Origin of the sequence: Formosa agariphila KMM 3901 (assembly GCF_000723205.1) — a bacterium.
GTDB lineage: Bacteria > Bacteroidota > Bacteroidia > Flavobacteriales > Flavobacteriaceae > Formosa > Formosa agariphila.
In genome coordinates this window covers 679,923-695,665 of record NZ_HG315671.1, presented here as the reverse complement: position 1 = coordinate 695,665, position 15,743 = coordinate 679,923, and the positions used below count along the sequence as shown (strand labels likewise).

Genomic DNA, 15,743 nt, shown 5'->3' with positions numbered 1-15,743 from the left:
CATTTTGAACATTTATAAAACATATAATATGTTCTAGAATTATTCAAAATGACATTTGATTAATAAATCGTTAAGTCCTAACGATTCTCAACTTCAACAAAAGGTCTTTGTGTTTCTCCAATATATAATTGACGTGGACGACCTATTGGTTCTTTACGTAAACGCATTTCTCTCCATTGTGCAATCCAGCCTGGTAAACGCCCAATTGCAAACATAACTGTAAACATCTCTGTTGGGATATTCATAGCTCTGTAAATAATACCTGAGTAAAAATCTACGTTTGGATATAATTTTCTTTCAACAAAGTATGGATCTTCTAAAGCTTCTTTTTCTAAACCTTTAGCAATTGCTAAAATTGGATCTTCAACACCTAAAGCTTCTAATACTTCATCTGCCGCTTTTTTAATGATTTTAGCTCTTGGATCGAAATTTTTATAAACTCGGTGTCCGAAGCCCATTAATCTAAATGGATCATTTTTATCTTTTGCTTTCGCCATATACTTTTTAGTGTCTCCACCATCAGCTTCTATAGCTTGAAGCATTTCTAATACTGCTTGGTTAGCACCACCATGAAGAGGTCCCCATAATGCTGAAATACCTGCAGATATAGATGCGAATAAACCTGCGTGAGCGGAACCTACTATACGTACAGTAGATGTAGAACAATTTTGTTCGTGATCTGCGTGTAAAATTAACAATTTATCTAAAGCATCTACCAATACTTGATTTTGAACATATTTAGTACTTGGTTTTGAAAACATCATTTTAAGAATGTTCTCAACATATCCTAATTCGTCATCACCATAATCAAGAGGTAAACCTTGTTTTTTACGCATTGTCCAAGCAACTAAGACTGGCATTTTACCTAAAATCTTAACAACAGATTTATACATATCTTCTTCAGATTCTACATTCACAGAAGAAGGGTTAAACGCTGTTAAAGCACTTGTTAATGATGAAATGATTCCCATTGGGTGCGCAGACTTAGGGAACGCTTCTAAAATTTTCTTTATATCTTCGTCTACTGCAGACTGAGCTTTAATATCGTCATGAAACTTATCGTTTTGTGCTTTTGTAGGTAATTCCCCAAAAATTAATAGATAAGCAACTTCAAGGAAGTCTACTTTTTGAGCAAGTTCTTCTATTGAATAACCACGATATCTTAAAATTCCTTTTTCACCATCTAAAAAGGTAATGGCACTTTCACATGACCCAGTGTTTTTAAAACCTGAATCTAATGTAATCACTCCTTTTGTAGCAGTTCTTAAAGTAGTTATATCGATTGCGACTTCATTTTCGGTTCCTGTTACCAAAGGAAATTCATACTTTTCCCCATCGATTTCAATTGTGGCTTGTTTTGACATATTACTATACTTGTGTTTTGTTTTTCTTGATTCGCGCTAAAATACAAAATCTATTACTAATTATTTATAAAAATCTTATATCAATACTTAATAATTTTGTTAATATATAAATAAAAAAAAACGATTATTTCAAGAAATAATCGTTTTTATAAGATATTAAAAAAAGTATTAGAATTTAAATGCTTTCCCTTGTGGGTAATAAGCAACTTCTCCTAATTCTTCTTCGATACGTAATAACTGATTGTATTTAGCCATACGGTCACTTCTTGATGCCGAACCTGTTTTAATTTGACCACAGTTTAAAGCTACAGCTAAATCTGCAATTGTATTATCTTCGGTTTCTCCAGAACGGTGAGACATTACAGAAGTATAACCAGCATTTTTAGCCATGTTAACGGCTGCAATAGTTTCTGTTAAAGAACCAATTTGATTTACTTTAATTAAGATTGAATTTGCAATACCTTCATCAATACCACGAGATAAACGTTCTACGTTAGTTACAAATAAATCATCTCCAACTAATTGAACTCTGTCTCCTATTTTTTCAGTAAGTAATTTCCATCCTTCCCAGTCATTTTCATCCATTCCGTCTTCAATAGAGATAATTGGATATTTAGCTGATAATTCTGCTAAGTATTCTGCTTGTTCAGCACTCGTTCTAATTTTTCCAGTTGAACCTTCAAATTTAGTATAGTCATATTTACCATCTACAAAAAATTCTGCAGCAGCACAGTCTAAAGCAACCATAATTTCATCTCCAAAAGAATAACCGGCTTTTTCAACTGCTAATTTAATTGAATCTAAAGCATCTTCTGTTCCACCTTCTAAAGTTGGAGCAAAACCTCCTTCGTCACCTACGGCAGTACTTAAACCTCTGTCGTGTAATACTTTTTTAAGGTTATGGAAAATTTCAGTACCCATTTGCATGGCATGAGTAAAGTTTTTAGCCTTAACTGGCATAATCATAAACTCTTGGAAAGCGATTGGGGCATCACTGTGTGATCCTCCATTAATAATATTCATCATTGGTACTGGTAACGTATTAGCAGAAACTCCACCTACGTAACGATATAAAGGCACTCCTAATTCGAAAGCTGCGGCTTTAGCTACTGCTAAAGACACACCTAAAATAGCGTTAGCACCTAATTTAGATTTGTTAGGTGTACCATCTAAATCTATCATGATTTGATCAATTTGATTTTGATCGTATACAGACATTCCTAATAATTCTTCAGCTATAATACTATTTACATTATCTACAGCTTTAGATACTCCTTTACCCATATAAGCATCTCCACCATCTCTCAATTCCACTGCTTCATGCTCACCTGTAGATGCTCCTGAAGGAACTGCCGCTCTTCCAAATGCTCCAATTTCTGTTTCTACATCTACTTCAACTGTTGGATTTCCACGGGAATCTAAAATTTGTCTTGCATGAATCTTGATAATTCTACTCATCGTATTAGTATTTAAAAGGTTAATTTTGTTGTTATAAAACACTAAATTACAAAATTGTAAGTCTACATTTTAACAAATATTGTTATATTTATCTTATAATCTTACTACATTGTTTTCGTAACAAAAAAACCTCAAATAAAGCAAGCTTTTTCTGAGGTTTCTAGTATCTATTTTTTAATATTTTCTATAAATTGATCGAATAAATATTCAGCATCATTCGGTCCAGGACTTGCTTCTGGGTGATATTGAACAGAGAAGCAATTCTTGTTTTTCATCCTTAGTCCAGCAACTGTATCATCATTTAAATGTACATGTGTAACCTCTAAATCTGGATGCGCTTCTACCTCTTCTCTTTTCACAGCAAACCCATGATTTTGAGATGTAATTTCACCTTTACCAGTAATTAGATTTTTTACAGGATGATTAATACCTCGATGGCCATTATGCATTTTATATGTAGAAACACCATTTGCTAATGCAATAACTTGGTGTCCTAAACAAATACCAAACACTGGTAAATCTCTTTTAATAATTTCCTTAGCGACTTCTTGAGCAGACGTTAATGGCTCTGGATCTCCAGGTCCGTTAGAAAGAAAATAACCATCTGGATTCCATGCATGTAAATCTTCGAAAGTCGAGTTATAAGGAAATACTTTTATATAAGCACCACGTTTAGCTAGGTTACGTAGAATGTTTTTCTTTATACCTAAATCTAATGCTGCGATTTTAATATCTGAAAATTCATCACCTACAAAATAAGGTTCTTTTGTAGACACTTTAGAAGCTAACTCAAGACCATTCATTTCTGGAATTTCTTTAAGCTGCTTTTTTAGTCCTTCAATATTATCGACATCAGTAGATATAACAGCATTCATAGCGCCATTATCTCTAATGTAGCTAACAAGTGCTCTAGTATCTATATCTGAAACAGCTAATAAATTGTTTTCATTTAAAAAATCTTCTAAGCTAGAATTTGCTAAATCTCGAGAATAATTATAACTAAAATTTTTACAAATTAATCCTGAAATTTTTATGCCTTCAGATTCAATCTCAGATTTTTCTGTTCCATAATTACCAATATGTGCGTTTGTAGCAACCATTAGTTGGCCAAAGTAAGAAGGATCAGTAAAAATTTCCTGATACCCAGTCATACCTGTATTAAAACAAACTTCTCCAAATGCAGTACCTTCTCTATTACCAACAACTTTACCATGAAAAATAGTTCCATCGGCTAATAAAACAACTGCTTGATTTCTTTTTTGATATTTCATTTTCTAAACACGTTACAAAATTGGTGTAGTCCTATTATAGGTGGTATAATTATAGGTTTATAAAAGTGCAGGTCTTAAAGACTATCTTACAAACTAATCATACTTCAATAATGTAATCTACTTTATAAATTATTGATTACTATTTAAATAATTTCGTGCAAATATAAAAAAAAAGGCCACCTTAAATAAGGTAGCCTCTTTTTATTTATAATGCTATATAACATTTATTCTTCTTCGTTAGAAGTTTTAGTATCTACAGCAGGTGCAGCAGCTGGTTTAGAACCACCTCTTCTACTTCTACGTGTAGTTTTCTTTTCAACTTTTGCAGCATTGTAGATTTCGTTGTAATCAACTAATTCTATCATTGCCATATCAGCGTTATCTCCTAAACGATTACCAAGTTTAATGATACGTGTGTATCCTCCTGGTCTATCTCCTACTTTAGTAGCTACTTCTCTGAACAATTCAGTTACAGCTTCTTTTTGTCTTAATTTACTAAATACTATACGTCTGTTGTGTGTAGTATCTGCTTTAGACTTAGTAACTAAAGGCTCAAAAAATTGTTTTAAAGCTTTTGCTTTAGCAACAGTAGTGTTAATACGTTTGTGTTCAATTAAAGAACAAGCCATATTAGCAAGCATAGCTTTTCTATGAGCTGTTTGTCTACCTAAGTGATTTACTTTTTTTCCGTGTCTCATGACATTTGTGTTATCATCTTGCTACCAAACTCGACATCGAGGAGCAAAATATGATTAATTAATCTTTATCTAATTTGTATTTTGATAAATCCATTCCGAAGTTTAAACCTTTTACATTTACAAGCTCTTCAAGCTCTGTTAAAGATTTTTTACCAAAGTTACGGAACTTCATTAAATCATTTTTATTAAATGATACTAAGTCTCCTAAAGTATCAACTTCTGCAGCTTTTAAACAATTAAGAGCACGAACAGAAAGATCCATGTCAACTAATTTAGTTTTAAGCAACTGTCTCATATGAAGAGATTCTTCATCATAAGTTTCAGTTTGTGCAATCTCATCAGCTTCTAAAGTGATACGCTCATCAGAGAATAACATGAAGTGGTGAATTAATGTTTTTGCTGCTTCTGTTAAAGCATCTTGAGGTGTAATAGAACCATCAGATTCGATTTCGAAAACTAATTTTTCGTAATCTGTCTTTTGCTCTACACGGTAGTTCTCAATGCTATATTTAACATTTTTTATTGGTGTATAGATAGAATCTGTAAAGATTGTACCTATTGGAGCTGTAGCTTTTTTATTTTCTTCTGCTGGAACATAACCTCTACCTTTTTCAATAGAGATTTCCATATTTACAGTCACTTTTGGATCTAAATTACAGATAACTAAATCTGAATTTAAAACTTGGAATCCTGAAATATATTTTTGGAAATCACCTGCTGTAATTTGATCTTGACCAGAAATTGAAATAGAAACAGATTCGTTATCTACATCTTCTATTTGTCTTTTAAAACGAACTTGTTTTAAATTTAAAATAATTTCGGTTACATCTTCTACAACACCAGGTATAGTTGAGAATTCATGATCCACTCCCTCTATTCTAACCGATGTAATTGCAAATCCTTCTAAAGAAGAAAGTAAAACTCTTCTTAAAGCATTTCCAACTGTTAATCCATAACCTGGTTCTAAAGGTCTGAATTCGAATTTACCGTGAAAATCGGTAGAATCGATCATGATTACTTTATCGGGCTTCTGAAAATTAAATACTGCCATATGTTCTTCGTTTTAATTGTTATTTAGTTGCGCGGTTTATAAGTTTGAAGAAATTCGAACAAACCCTTTGGCTAAACACCAATATAATTTATTTATTATTTAGAATATAATTCAACGATAAACTGCTCGTTGATGTTTTCTGGAATTTGAATTCTAGCTGGTACAGAAACATAAGTTCCTTGCTTAGTTTCGTTATTCCATGTAATCCATTCGTAAACTTGACTTGAATTTGATAAAGATTTATCAATTGCTTCAAGTGATTTAGATTTTTCTCTAACGGCAACAACATCTCCTGCTTTTAAATTGTAAGAAGGAATGTTTACCAACTCACCATTTACAGTAATGTGTCTGTGAGATACTAATTGTCTAGCACCGCTTCTAGAAGGAGAAATTCCCATTCTATAAACAACGTTGTCTAATCTAGACTCACATAATTGTAATAATACTTCACCAGTAATACCTTGTGAAGCTGTTGCTTTTTTGAATAAACCTCTGAATTGACGCTCTAATATACCGTAAGTATATTTTGCTTTTTGCTTTTCCATTAATTGGATTGCATATTCAGATTTTTTTCCACGACGCTTGTTAGCTCCGTGTTGACCTGGAGGATAATTTCTTTTTTCGAAAGATTTGTCATCTCCAAAAATAGCTTCACCAAACTTACGAGCTATTTTAGTTTTAGGACCAGTATATCTTGCCATAATAAATTGATTTTAAAGAGTGATTATGAATTAAGGTCTTAATCTTATCCTTCGATAATCGTTAATCTCTTTGTTATACTTGTTAAATTATTTTTTAAAAGTGTGCAAATTTACATATAAAAAAATTAATACCAACTGTATATTAAGCTGATATTAATTTTTTTTATAAATTCTCTAAAGTAAATTAGACTCTTCTACGTTTTGGAGGACGACATCCATTATGTGGTAATGGAGTAACATCGATAATTTCTGTTACTTCAATTCCTGCATTATGAATAGAACGGATAGCAGATTCTCTACCATTTCCAGGTCCTTTAACATAAACTTTTACTTTCTTTAAACCTGCCTCTTGAGCTACAGTAACTGCATCTTCTGCTGCTAATTGTGCTGCGTAAGGCGTGTTCTTTTTAGAACCTCTAAATCCCATTTTACCAGCTGAAGACCATGAAATAACGTCTCCTTTTTTGTTGGTAAGAGAAATAATGATGTTATTAAAAGAAGCAGTAACGTGAGCTTCTCCTACAGCATCTACTATAACTTTACGTTTTTTAGTACTCTTTGTATTTGACTTTGCCATATTATTTTAGTTTCTAGTTGTTAGTTGTTAGTGATAGAATCCTAAACCTCTCGATTTCGAACAGATTCATCTAACTACTAAATACTAATGACTTTTAATTATTTAGTTGCTTTTTTCTTGTTAGCAACAGTTTTTCTTCTACCTTTTCTAGTTCTAGAGTTGTTTTTAGTGCGTTGTCCTCTTAAAGGAAGACCTGCTCTATGACGAATACCTCTGTAACATCCAATATCCATTAATCGCTTAATGCTTAATTGTGTTTCAGAACGTAACTCACCTTCAATAGTAAAAGTCGATACAGCTTCACGAATAGAACCTATTTGATCATCTGTCCAGTCTTGAACTTTAGTGTTTTCGTCAACTTTAGCTTCTGCTAAAATTTCTTTTGCTCTACTTGTACCTATTCCATAGATATAAGTTAAAGAGATAACTCCTCTTTTCTGTTTTGGTATGTCTACACCTGCAATTCTTGCCATAACTACCCTTGTCTTTGTTTGAATCTAGGATTCTTTTTGTTAATTACGTAAAGTCTACCTTTTCTACGCACGATTTTACAATCTGCACTTCTTTTTTTAACTGATGCTCTTACTTTCATCGTATTAGTATCTATAAGTTATTCTAGCCTTAGTTAAATCGTAAGGACTCATTTCTAATTTTACTTTATCACCTGGTAACAATTTAATGTAATGCATACGCATTTTACCAGATATATGAGCAGTCACAATGTGACCATTCTCTAACTCAACACGAAACATAGCATTAGATAATGCTTCTATAATTGTTCCGTCTTGTTCTATTGCTGCTTGTTTTGCCATTGTATAATAAATTAAGCTACTGCTTTTCTATTTTTACCAGTTTTCATCAAGCCATCATAGTGTCTATTCAACAAGTAAGAGTTTACTTGTTGCATCGTGTCAATTGCAACTCCCACTAATATTAATAGTGAAGTACCACCAAAAAATAAGGCCCATCCCGATTGTACGTTCATTAACTTAACAACTATGGCAGGAAATACTGCTATAAGTGCAAGGAAAATAGAACCTGGTAATGTTATTTGAGACATAATCTTATCTAAATATTCTGAAGTTTCAGACCCTGGACGAATCCCTGGAATAAATCCTCCACTACGTTTTAAATCGTCTGCCATTTTGTTCGTAGGAACTGTAATAGCAGTATAGAAATACGTGAATATGATAATTAAGAATGCAAATAATAAGTTATACCAAAATCCGAATATATCAGAAAATTGTGATTGTAACCACTGTCCTGCAGCTGAATCCTTCATCATAGAAGTTCCACCTATTAAACCTGGTACAAACATAATTGCTTGAGCAAAAATAATTGGCATTACTCCAGAAGCGTTAAGTTTTAATGGAATATATTGTCTAGACCCCATAATGTTTTTCTCATAACCTCCAGTAGCAGTACGTCTTGCATATTGAACAGCTATTTTTCTAACTGCCATAATAAGCATAATAGATGCAAAGATAATAGCAAACCACAACACTAATTCAATAAGGATTAACATTACATTATTCCCTTCTAAACGAGATGCTGCATTTTGGAAGAACGATAATGGCATACGTGCAATAATACCCACCATAATTAATAGTGAAATACCATTACCAATACCTTTATCTGTAATCTTCTCTCCTAACCACATTGCAAAGATACAACCAGTAACTAAAATGATTATTGAAGAAAAATAGAATAAACCACCTTGTCCTAATAAGAACGCACTTTGTGGAATTCCTAAACTTGGTAAACTTGCTAAATATCCTGGTGCTTGTACCAAACATATTGCAATTGTTAACCAACGTGTGATTTGATTTATTTTCTTTTGCCCACTAGCACCTTCTTTTTGTAACTTTTGCAAGTAAGGAATTGCTATTCCCATTAATTGCACTACAATAGAAGCAGAAATGTAAGGCATAATACCTAAGGCAAATATTGATGCATTAGCAAAGGCTCCTCCTGTAAATGCATTTAATAAACCTAATAATCCAGAATCTGTATTACTTTGTAAGGTTTCTAATTGTGCTGCATCGATACCAGGTAAAACTACTTGTGCACCAAATCGATAAACTAATAATAGACCAACCGTAAGGATGATTCTATTTCTTAGTTCCTCAATTTTCCAAACATTCTTTAACGTTTCTATAAATTTCATGCTCTATTACGTGATTATAAAGTTACAGCTTCTCCTCCAGCCGCTTCGATAGCAGCTTTTGCTGAAGCAGTAAATTTATGAGCAGTTACTTTTAATTTTGCTTTTAGTTCACCTCTACCTAAGATTTTAACTAGATCATTCTTTCCAGTTACACCTACAGACATTAGTGTGTCTAAATTTACTGTGTCGTTAATTTTCTTTTCATCAACCAACTGTTGTAATTTATCTAAGTTTACACCTTGATATTCTACACGGTTAATATTAGTAAAACCAAATTTAGGAACACGTCTTTGAAGTGGCATTTGACCTCCTTCAAATCCAAGCTTCTTAGAATAACCTGAACGAGATTTGGCTCCTTTGTGACCACGTGTAGCGGTACCACCTTTACCAGATCCTTGTCCACGACCTATTCTTTTTCCTTGATTTTTAACTGAACCTTCTGCAGGTTTTAATTTACTTAAATCCATTTCTCAGTTTATTATTAAGCTTCTTCAACAGAAACTAAGTGTTCTACTTTAGCAACCATACCAAGAATATTTGGTGTGTTTTCATGCTCTACGACTTGCCCAATACGTTTAAGACCAAGAGCTTCTAAAGTTCTTTTTTGTCTTTGTGTACGTTTAATTGCGCTTTTAACTTTCGTTACTTTAATCTTTCCCATTTCTATCGCTATTAACCTTTAAAAACTTTTTCTAATGAAACGCCTCTATCTTTAGCAATTGATTTTGCACTTCTTAATTGAAGTAATGCATCAAAAGTTGCTTTAACAACGTTATGAGGGTTTGATGAACCTTGAGATTTAGATAATACATCGTGTACTCCAACTGCTTCTAAAACTGTTCTCACAGCTCCACCAGCAATTACCCCTGTACCAGGAGCTGCAGGAATGATGTTTACTCTTGCTCCACCAAATTTACCTTTTTGTTCATGTGGTAACGTACGTTTGATAATAGGAATACGTACTAAATTTTTCTTTGCATCTTCTACTGCCTTAGCAATAGCACTTGCAACATCTTTAGACTTTCCTAAACCGTGACCTACAACACCTGCTTCATCACCAACCACTACGATTGCTGAGAAACCAAATGCTCTACCACCTTTAGTTACTTTTGTAACTCTCTGTACACCAACTAAACGATCTTTAAGATCTAATCCACTTGGTTTTACTAGCTCTGCGCTTTTGTATTTTTGATACATAATTTCTTAGAATTTAAGTCCTGCTTCTCTAGCTCCTTCAGCTAATGATTTTACTCTACCATGGTATAAATATCCACCTCTATCAAAAGAGATAGTGTCTACACCTGCTTTTAAAGCTTTTTCAGCTACAGATTTTCCTACTAGAGTAGCAATTTCTGCTTTAGATCCTTTTGCAGCACTAATGTCTTTATCTCTTGAAGATGCTGAACTGATAGTTTTACCAGTTACATCATCTACTACTTGAGCATAAATTTCTTTATTACTTCTAAAAACAGATAATCTTGGTCTAGTTTCTGTACCAGAAACTATTTTACGGACTCTGCTTTTAATTCTTAATCGTCTTTCGTTTTTTGTTAACGCCATAACTTATAAATTATTAAGCTGATTTACCTGCTTTTCTTCTTAATATTTCTCCTACAAACTTAATACCTTTTCCTTTGTATGGTTCAGGTCTTCTAAAATCTCTAATTTTTGCTGCTACTTGTCCAACAAGTTGCTTATCATGAGATGTTAATTTGATTATAGGGTTTTTACCTTTCTCTGATACTGTTTCAACTTTTACTTCTGGAGCAATGTCTAATACAATATTGTGAGAAAATCCTAATGCTAAATCAAGTTTGTTACCTTGATTTGTAGCTCTATATCCAACACCAACTAATTCTAATTCTTTAGTCCATCCTTTACTTACTCCTTCAATCATGTTATTGATTAAAGCTCTGTAAAGTCCGTGTTTAGATTTTTCTTCTTTTTTATCAGAAGAACGTTCAACTATAACGTTTCCATCTTCAACTTTTATTGCAATGTTAGAAAATTCTTGAGTTAACTCACCTAATTTTCCTTTTACTGTTACAATATTATCGTTAACATCAACTGTAATTCCTTCTGGAATTGCGACTGGGTTATTACCTATTCTTGACATTTCTTATAGTCTTTAAATTAGTAAACGTAACATAAAACTTCACCACCTACATTTTCTGCTTGAGCTTGTTTACCTGTCATTACTCCGTGAGAAGTAGAAACGATGGCAATTCCAAGACCATTTAAAATTCTAGGTAGTTCTGTTGAACTTGCGTACTTACGTAAACCTGGTTTACTGATTCTTTGAATCTTCTTAATTACAGGTTCTTTAGTTTCCTTGTTGTACTTTAGAGCTATTTTAATAGTTCCTTGTACAGAAGAATCATCGAATTTGTAACTTAAAATATATCCTTGGTCGAATAATATTTTTGTGATTTCTTTTTTCAAGTTAGAAGCAGGTATTTCTACCACTCTGTGGTTAGCACGCACAGCATTTCTAATTCTTGTTAGATAATCCGCTATTGGATCTGTATACATATGTATTAAATTGCGGTCTTGGTTTTCAACATTAAGTTGAACCTAAAACCAGTTAAAATTAATTTTTTACCAGCTTGCTTTTCTTACACCTGGTATAAGGCCGTTATTTGCCATTTCTCTGAATGTTACACGAGAAATACCAAATGTACGCATATAACCTTTAGGTCTTCCTGTTAGTTTACATCTATTATGCATACGTACAGGAGAAGCGTTTTTAGGTAACTTTTGTAATGCTTCGTAATCTCCAGCTTCTTTTAAAGCTTTACGTTTCTCAGCATATTTTGCTACTGTTTTTGCTCTTTTAACCTCACGGGCTTTCATTGATTCTTTAGCCATATCTTAGTTCTTTTGAAAAGGTAAACCTAGTTCAGTTAATAATGATTTTGCTTCTTTATCAGTTTCGGCAGAAGTTACAAAAGTAATATCCATTCCTGAAATTTTGTTCACTTTATCAATGTCAATTTCTGGAAAAATAATTTGTTCTGTAATTCCAAGGTTATAGTTACCTCTTCCGTCAAATCCTGTTGCTTTAATTCCGCCAAAATCTCTTACACGAGGTAAGGCTGAAGTAACTAAACGGTCTAAAAATTCGTACATTCTTTCTCCTCTTAACGTAACTTTCGCGCCAATTGGCATTCCTTTACGTAATTTGAAAGATGCAACATCTTTTTTAGATATAGTTGCTATAGCTCTTTGTCCAGAAATAGTTGTTAGTTCTTCTACTGCGTAGTCTACTAACTTCTTATCTGCAACAGCAGCTCCAACACCTTTAGATATTACTATCTTAGATAATTTTGGAACTTGCATAACATTCTTATATCCAAATTCTTCTGTAAGAGCAGCAATTACTTTGCTTTTATACTCTTCTTTAAGTCTCGGTGAATATGCCATAACTATATTACTTCATTAGATTTTTTAGAAAATCTCACTTTCTTACCATCTTCAACTTTATAACCAACACGAGTAGTTTCACCCTTTGCAGTTAATAAAGATAAGTTTGATATTTGAATTGGAGCTTCCTTTTCTACGATTCCTCCTTGAGGGCTTTGTGCACTTGGCTTAGTATGTTTCTTCACCAAGTTAACACCCTCAACAATCGCTTTGTTCTTATCTGTTAATACTTTAAGTACTTTTCCTTCAGATCCTTTATGATCTCCAGTTATTACTTTTACTGTATCTCCTGATTTTATCTTAAGCTTTGTCATCTTATAAGTCATTAAAGCACTTCAGGTGCTAATGATACAATTTTCATGAATTGTTTATCACGAAGTTCTCTTGCAACAGGTCCAAATACACGTGTACCTCTCATCTCACCCGTTGGGTTTAATAATACACAAGCATTGTCGTCGAATCTGATATAAGATCCGTCTGGACGTCTTACTTCTTTTACAGTACGTACAACAACTGCAGTAGAAACAGCACCTTTTTTAATGTTTCCATTAGGTGTTGCGTCTTTTACAGAAACAACTATCTTGTCTCCTACAGAAGCATATCTTCTTTTAGTACCACCAAGAACACGGATAGTTAAAACTTCCTTTGCTCCAGTGTTATCTGCTACTTTTAATCTTGATTCTTGTTGTAACATAATTACTTCGCTCTTTCAATTATTTCAACTAGTCTCCAACATTTAGATTTACTCATAGGTCTTGTTTCCATGATCTTTACAGTATCTCCAATGTTACAATCGTTAGTCTCGTCGTGTGCAACGTATTTTTTCGTTTTTAACACGAACTTACCATACATAGGATGTTTTACTTTTTTAACTTCAGCAACAACAATAGATTTTTGCATCTTGTTACTAGTAACAACTCCTACACGTTCTTTTCTTAAATTTCTTTTTTCCATCTTTCAGCAGAATTATTGTAATTCTCTTTTAGTTATTTCTGTCGCAATTCTTGCTACGTCACGTCTTACGTTACGTAATTGAATTGGATTTTCTAAAGGAGATATTGCATGTGCCATTTTCAGGTCTGAATAACTCTTTTTTGTCTCACCAAGTTTCTCTTGTAACTCAGCAGTAGATAATTCTTTAATTTCTGATTGTTTCATAACATCAAATAAATTATGCTTCGTAATCTCTAGCGATAACAAACTTAGTTTTTACCGGTAATTTTTGAGCTGCTAAACGTAATGCTTCTTTTGCAACGTCTAACGGTACTCCTCCTACTTCGAAAAGTAGTCTACCTGGCTTTACAACAGCTGCCCAATATTCAACGGCACCTTTACCTTTACCCATACGTACTTCAAGAGGCTTCTTTGTGATAGGCTTATCTGGAAATATTTTAATCCAAAGTTGTCCTTCTCTCTTCATGTGACGTGTAGCGGCAATACGTGCTGCTTCTATTTGACGCGATGTTAAAAAATTCGAATCAAGTGATTTTATACCAAAAGTTCCGTTTGATAATTGGTGCCCTCTTTGAGAGTTACCTTTCATACGTCCTTTTTGTTGTTTACGAAATTTTGTTCTTTTAGGCTGTAACATTTTTCCTTTACTTTAAAAAATTACTTTCTACGACGAGGTTTATTATTATTTCCTCCTCGTGGTCCACCTTTTCCTTGCTTCTTAGACAATCCAACAAGCGGAGAAAGCTCTCTTTTACCATATACTTCACCTTTCATGATCCATACTTTAACACCTAATCTACCATAAGTAGTATGTGCCTCAACTAAAGCATAATCGATATCGGCTCTAAATGTAGATAATGGAATACGACCATCTTTGTAGTGTTCTGAACGTGCCATCTCTGCCCCGTTTAAACGACCACTAATTTGGATTTTAATTCCTTCTGCATTCATACGCATTGTAGCAGCAATAGCCATCTTAATTGCACGTCTGTAAGAGATTCTGTTCTCAATTTGACGAGCGATGCTTGATCCTACTAAAAATGCATCAAGTTCTGGTCTTTTAATTTCAAATATGTTTATTTGAACTTCTTTACCAGTAATTTTCTTAAGTTCTTCTTTTAACTTGTCTACTTCTTGGCCACCTTTCCCGATAATAATACCAGGTCTTGCAGTAGTTATAGTAACGGTTACAAGTTTAAGAGTTCTCTCGATAATTACTCTTGATATACTTGCTTTAGATAGACGTGCGTGAACGTACTTTCTGATCTTATCGTCTTCGGCTAATTTGTCGCCATAATCGTTTCCTCCGTACCAGTTAGATTCCCATCCTCTGATAATTCCTAAGCGATTTCCGATTGGATTTGTTTTTTGTCCCATACCTCTATTAAGCTTGTATATTATTGTTAGCTCCAACCACGATAGTTACGTGATTAGAACGCTTTCTTATTCTGTGCGCACGACCTTGAGGAGCTGGACGTAATCTTTTTAACATAGATCCGCCATCTACTCTAATCTCTTTTACTATTAATTCAGCATCTTCAATACTTGCATCTTCATTTTTAGCTTGCCAGTTTGCAATTGCAGACAATAACAATTTCTCTAAACGATTTGAAGCTTCTTTTGAACTGAATTTCAAAATATTAAGCGCTTTTTCTACCTTTTCACCTCTTACTAAATCGGCTACTAAGCGCATTTTTCTTGGTGACGTAGGACAGTTATTAAGTTTAGCAAAAGCAACTTGCTTTTTATCTTCCTTAATAGCGTCTGCCATTTGTTTTTTACGACTTCCCATAGCTTACTACTTTTTACCTTTGTTTTTAGCACCTGCATGACCTCTAAAAGATCGTGTTGGTGAAAATTCTCCTAATTTATGCCCTACCATGTTCTCAGTTACAAATACAGGAACGAATTGACGTCCGTTATGTACTGCGATAGTTTGTCCAACGAAATCTGGAGTAATCATTGAGGCTCTAGACCATGTTTTGATTACTGTTTTCTTTCCGCCGTCAACATTTTCTTGGACTCTCTTATCAAGTTTATAATGAACGTAAGGTCCTTTTTTTAATGATCTTGCCATGT

General features: G+C 33.4%; 27 protein-coding genes. All 27 read right to left on the bottom strand.

Annotated elements, in window-relative coordinates; genetic code table 11:
• Positions 1 to 77: 77 nt before the first annotated feature.
• The 27 genes from BN863_RS03000 to rpsS all read right to left on the bottom strand — a co-directional run bounded on the left by BN863_RS03000 (position 78) and on the right by rpsS (position 15,741).
• On the bottom strand, positions 78 to 1,364 hold the full coding sequence (locus tag BN863_RS03000) for a citrate synthase (protein WP_038527359.1): 1,287 nt from the start codon (positions 1,362 to 1,364) through the stop codon (positions 78 to 80).
• A 168-nt stretch (positions 1,365 to 1,532) separates the two neighbouring features.
• Positions 1,533 to 2,822 (bottom strand): phosphopyruvate hydratase, encoded by a 1,290-nt coding sequence (eno, locus tag BN863_RS02995; RefSeq protein ID WP_038527356.1) that lies wholly within the window; start codon positions 2,820 to 2,822, stop codon positions 1,533 to 1,535.
• A 167-nt stretch (positions 2,823 to 2,989) separates the two neighbouring features.
• A complete protein-coding gene (gene carA / locus BN863_RS02990) occupies positions 2,990 to 4,093 on the bottom strand; it encodes a glutamine-hydrolyzing carbamoyl-phosphate synthase small subunit (protein ID WP_038527354.1) in 1,104 nt (367 codons plus the stop codon).
• 224 nt (positions 4,094 to 4,317) lie between these two features.
• Positions 4,318 to 4,791: a 50S ribosomal protein L17 gene (gene rplQ / locus BN863_RS02985; protein ID WP_038527351.1), complete on the bottom strand. Its 474-nt coding sequence runs from the start codon at positions 4,789 to 4,791 to the stop codon at positions 4,318 to 4,320.
• A gap of 58 nt (positions 4,792 to 4,849) precedes the next feature.
• Positions 4,850 to 5,842 carry a DNA-directed RNA polymerase subunit alpha gene (locus BN863_RS02980; protein ID WP_038527348.1) on the bottom strand — a complete coding sequence of 331 codons (993 nt, stop codon included), beginning with the start codon at positions 5,840 to 5,842 and terminating at the stop codon, positions 4,850 to 4,852.
• A 95-nt stretch (positions 5,843 to 5,937) separates the two neighbouring features.
• Positions 5,938 to 6,543, bottom strand: a complete 606-nt coding sequence (gene rpsD, locus BN863_RS02975) for a 30S ribosomal protein S4 (RefSeq protein ID WP_038527345.1) — start codon at positions 6,541 to 6,543, stop codon at positions 5,938 to 5,940.
• 184 nt (positions 6,544 to 6,727) lie between these two features.
• Positions 6,728 to 7,120 (bottom strand): 30S ribosomal protein S11, encoded by a 393-nt coding sequence (gene rpsK, locus BN863_RS02970; RefSeq protein WP_038527342.1) that lies wholly within the window; start codon positions 7,118 to 7,120, stop codon positions 6,728 to 6,730.
• 98 nt (positions 7,121 to 7,218) lie between these two features.
• A complete protein-coding gene (gene rpsM, locus BN863_RS02965) occupies positions 7,219 to 7,593 on the bottom strand; it encodes a 30S ribosomal protein S13 (RefSeq protein WP_038527340.1) in 375 nt (124 codons plus the stop codon).
• A 2-nt stretch (positions 7,594 to 7,595) separates the two neighbouring features.
• Positions 7,596 to 7,712 (bottom strand): type B 50S ribosomal protein L36, encoded by a 117-nt coding sequence (ykgO, locus tag BN863_RS02960; RefSeq protein WP_013305171.1) that lies wholly within the window; start codon positions 7,710 to 7,712, stop codon positions 7,596 to 7,598.
• A 4-nt stretch (positions 7,713 to 7,716) separates the two neighbouring features.
• Complete coding sequence (gene infA / locus BN863_RS02955) at positions 7,717 to 7,932, bottom strand: translation initiation factor IF-1 (RefSeq protein WP_007094967.1); 216 nt, start codon at positions 7,930 to 7,932, stop codon at positions 7,717 to 7,719.
• A gap of 11 nt (positions 7,933 to 7,943) precedes the next feature.
• A complete protein-coding gene (secY, locus tag BN863_RS02950) occupies positions 7,944 to 9,287 on the bottom strand; it encodes a preprotein translocase subunit SecY (protein WP_038527334.1) in 1,344 nt (447 codons plus the stop codon).
• 14 nt (positions 9,288 to 9,301) lie between these two features.
• Positions 9,302 to 9,754, bottom strand: a complete 453-nt coding sequence (gene rplO / locus BN863_RS02945) for a 50S ribosomal protein L15 (RefSeq protein WP_038527330.1) — start codon at positions 9,752 to 9,754, stop codon at positions 9,302 to 9,304.
• A 14-nt stretch (positions 9,755 to 9,768) separates the two neighbouring features.
• Positions 9,769 to 9,948, bottom strand: coding sequence for a 50S ribosomal protein L30 (gene rpmD, locus BN863_RS02940; RefSeq protein WP_038527327.1), 180 nt, complete (start codon positions 9,946 to 9,948; stop codon positions 9,769 to 9,771).
• An 11-nt stretch (positions 9,949 to 9,959) separates the two neighbouring features.
• Positions 9,960 to 10,484 carry a 30S ribosomal protein S5 gene (rpsE, locus tag BN863_RS02935; protein WP_038527324.1) on the bottom strand — a complete coding sequence of 175 codons (525 nt, stop codon included), beginning with the start codon at positions 10,482 to 10,484 and terminating at the stop codon, positions 9,960 to 9,962.
• A 6-nt stretch (positions 10,485 to 10,490) separates the two neighbouring features.
• Entirely contained in the window at positions 10,491 to 10,847 is a 357-nt protein-coding gene (rplR, locus tag BN863_RS02930; RefSeq protein WP_038527321.1) for a 50S ribosomal protein L18, read from the bottom strand.
• Between the two features lie 13 nt (positions 10,848 to 10,860).
• Positions 10,861 to 11,403, bottom strand: a complete 543-nt coding sequence (gene rplF / locus BN863_RS02925; protein ID WP_038527318.1) for a 50S ribosomal protein L6 — start codon at positions 11,401 to 11,403, stop codon at positions 10,861 to 10,863.
• Positions 11,404 to 11,420: 17 nt separating this feature from the next.
• Entirely contained in the window at positions 11,421 to 11,819 is a 399-nt protein-coding gene (gene rpsH, locus BN863_RS02920) for a 30S ribosomal protein S8 (RefSeq protein WP_038527316.1), read from the bottom strand.
• A gap of 66 nt (positions 11,820 to 11,885) precedes the next feature.
• Positions 11,886 to 12,155 carry a 30S ribosomal protein S14 gene (rpsN, locus tag BN863_RS02915; protein WP_038527313.1) on the bottom strand — a complete coding sequence of 90 codons (270 nt, stop codon included), beginning with the start codon at positions 12,153 to 12,155 and terminating at the stop codon, positions 11,886 to 11,888.
• A 3-nt stretch (positions 12,156 to 12,158) separates the two neighbouring features.
• Complete coding sequence (gene rplE / locus BN863_RS02910) at positions 12,159 to 12,710, bottom strand: 50S ribosomal protein L5 (protein ID WP_038527310.1); 552 nt, start codon at positions 12,708 to 12,710, stop codon at positions 12,159 to 12,161.
• A gap of 2 nt (positions 12,711 to 12,712) precedes the next feature.
• Positions 12,713 to 13,024, bottom strand: a complete 312-nt coding sequence (rplX, locus tag BN863_RS02905; RefSeq protein ID WP_038533066.1) for a 50S ribosomal protein L24 — start codon at positions 13,022 to 13,024, stop codon at positions 12,713 to 12,715.
• Positions 13,025 to 13,035: 11 nt separating this feature from the next.
• Positions 13,036 to 13,404 (bottom strand): 50S ribosomal protein L14, encoded by a 369-nt coding sequence (gene rplN / locus BN863_RS02900; protein ID WP_038527308.1) that lies wholly within the window; start codon positions 13,402 to 13,404, stop codon positions 13,036 to 13,038.
• Between the two features lie 2 nt (positions 13,405 to 13,406).
• The gene (rpsQ, locus tag BN863_RS02895; RefSeq protein WP_038527305.1) at positions 13,407 to 13,664 is read right to left on the bottom strand and encodes a 30S ribosomal protein S17; all 258 of its coding nucleotides are present in this window, start codon (positions 13,662 to 13,664) and stop codon (positions 13,407 to 13,409) included.
• 12 nt (positions 13,665 to 13,676) lie between these two features.
• On the bottom strand, positions 13,677 to 13,868 hold the full coding sequence (rpmC, locus tag BN863_RS02890; protein WP_038527303.1) for a 50S ribosomal protein L29: 192 nt from the start codon (positions 13,866 to 13,868) through the stop codon (positions 13,677 to 13,679).
• A gap of 13 nt (positions 13,869 to 13,881) precedes the next feature.
• Positions 13,882 to 14,301 (bottom strand): 50S ribosomal protein L16, encoded by a 420-nt coding sequence (gene rplP / locus BN863_RS02885; RefSeq protein ID WP_038527301.1) that lies wholly within the window; start codon positions 14,299 to 14,301, stop codon positions 13,882 to 13,884.
• A gap of 20 nt (positions 14,302 to 14,321) precedes the next feature.
• Positions 14,322 to 15,041 (bottom strand): 30S ribosomal protein S3, encoded by a 720-nt coding sequence (gene rpsC, locus BN863_RS02880; protein WP_038527297.1) that lies wholly within the window; start codon positions 15,039 to 15,041, stop codon positions 14,322 to 14,324.
• Between the two features lie 7 nt (positions 15,042 to 15,048).
• On the bottom strand, positions 15,049 to 15,456 hold the full coding sequence (gene rplV / locus BN863_RS02875; RefSeq protein ID WP_038527293.1) for a 50S ribosomal protein L22: 408 nt from the start codon (positions 15,454 to 15,456) through the stop codon (positions 15,049 to 15,051).
• A gap of 6 nt (positions 15,457 to 15,462) precedes the next feature.
• The gene (gene rpsS / locus BN863_RS02870) at positions 15,463 to 15,741 is read right to left on the bottom strand and encodes a 30S ribosomal protein S19 (protein WP_038527291.1); all 279 of its coding nucleotides are present in this window, start codon (positions 15,739 to 15,741) and stop codon (positions 15,463 to 15,465) included.
• Between the last annotated feature and the right edge of the window lie 2 nt (positions 15,742 to 15,743).